General features: G+C 61.0%; 1 pseudogene. It reads right to left on the reverse strand.

Features of this window, described 5'->3' with window-relative positions:
• Positions 1-1,163 (reverse strand): annotated as a pseudogene (locus MBENS4_RS23645) (IS3 family transposase); the annotation flags it as partial.
• Positions 1,164-1,248: the final 85 nt, after the last annotated feature.

The raw sequence follows: 1,248 nt of genomic DNA on the forward strand, positions 1-1,248 counted from the left end.
GTAATGTTCCAACAGGATGCGATTCTTCAAGGTCTGGTGCCAGCGCTCGATCTTGCCCTGCGTTTGCGGATGCAACGGGGCGCCACGGACGTGACTCATCTGCTGGGCCTCGATGTACTCGGCGAGTTCGCCCGCGATGTAACTGGGGCCGTTGTCGGATAGTAGCCGGGGCTTGTGCAGGACCGTGGCGCTGTCGCAGCCCGATGCCTTGAGGGCCAAGTCCAGCGTGTCAGTGACGTCCTCGGCGCGCATGTTGGTGCACAGTTTCCAGGCAATGATGTAGCGCGAGTAGTCGTCGAGCACGGTCGACAGGTACATCCAGCCCCACCCGATGATCTTGAAGTAGGTGAAGTCGGTTTGCCACATCTCATTCGGCCGGGTGGTCTTCGTGTGGAACTGGTCAGCGGCCTTGATCACGGTATAGGCTGGACTGGTGATCAGGTCATGGGCCTTCAACAGGCGGTAAACCGTGGCTTCCGACACGAAATAGCGCTTCTCGTCGGTGAAGCGCACCGCCAGTTCGCGAGGGGAAAGCTCGGTCGCCTCGAGCGCCATCTCGACGATCTGCGCGCGGATATCCTCGGTGATACGGTTCCACACCCGGCTCGGCGCCGAGGGGCGATCCTCCAGGGCTTCAGGACCGCCCTCAAGGAAGCGGTCATACCAGCGGTAGAACGTCCGGCGAGGAATACCCAGCTTGTCCAGAGTGTGCTTGGCCGGCAGGTGCGACTGCTCGACGATCCTGATAATCTCCAGCTTTTCTGCGGCGGGGTACCTCATTCGTCGTCGCCCCCATCCGCGATCATGCTTTTTTTGAGCAGGCGGTTTTCCAACGTCAGGTCAGCAACGCATTCCTTCAGGGCACGGGCTTCACGGCGCAGATCCTGCACCTCGCCCGTGGTCGCAGAACGGGCGGTATCGCCCGCGAGCCGGCGTTTGCCGGCCTCCATGAACTCTTTCGACCAGGTGTAGTAGAGGCTCTGGGCGATGCCTTCACGCCGACACAGCTCGGCGATGCTGTCCTCGCCGCGCAATCCGTCGAGCACGATGCGGATCTTGTCCTCGGCCGAGAAATGCCGCCGCGTCTGTCGGCGAATGTCTTTCACCACGGCTTCGGCAGAGGCCTTTGCTGGCGATTTTCGCAAGGAGGGTTTGGGCTTCATCTTCGTTCCTTCGTCACTACGACGAAGCCCAAACCCTCCTTAAATCTCAACCCCTAATCTGTGCCATGGGCGCTGACGCCGGACA

Origin of the sequence: Novosphingobium sp. MBES04, assembly GCF_000813185.1 — a bacterium.
Taxonomy (GTDB): Bacteria; Pseudomonadota; Alphaproteobacteria; order Sphingomonadales; family Sphingomonadaceae; genus Novosphingobium; species Novosphingobium decolorationis.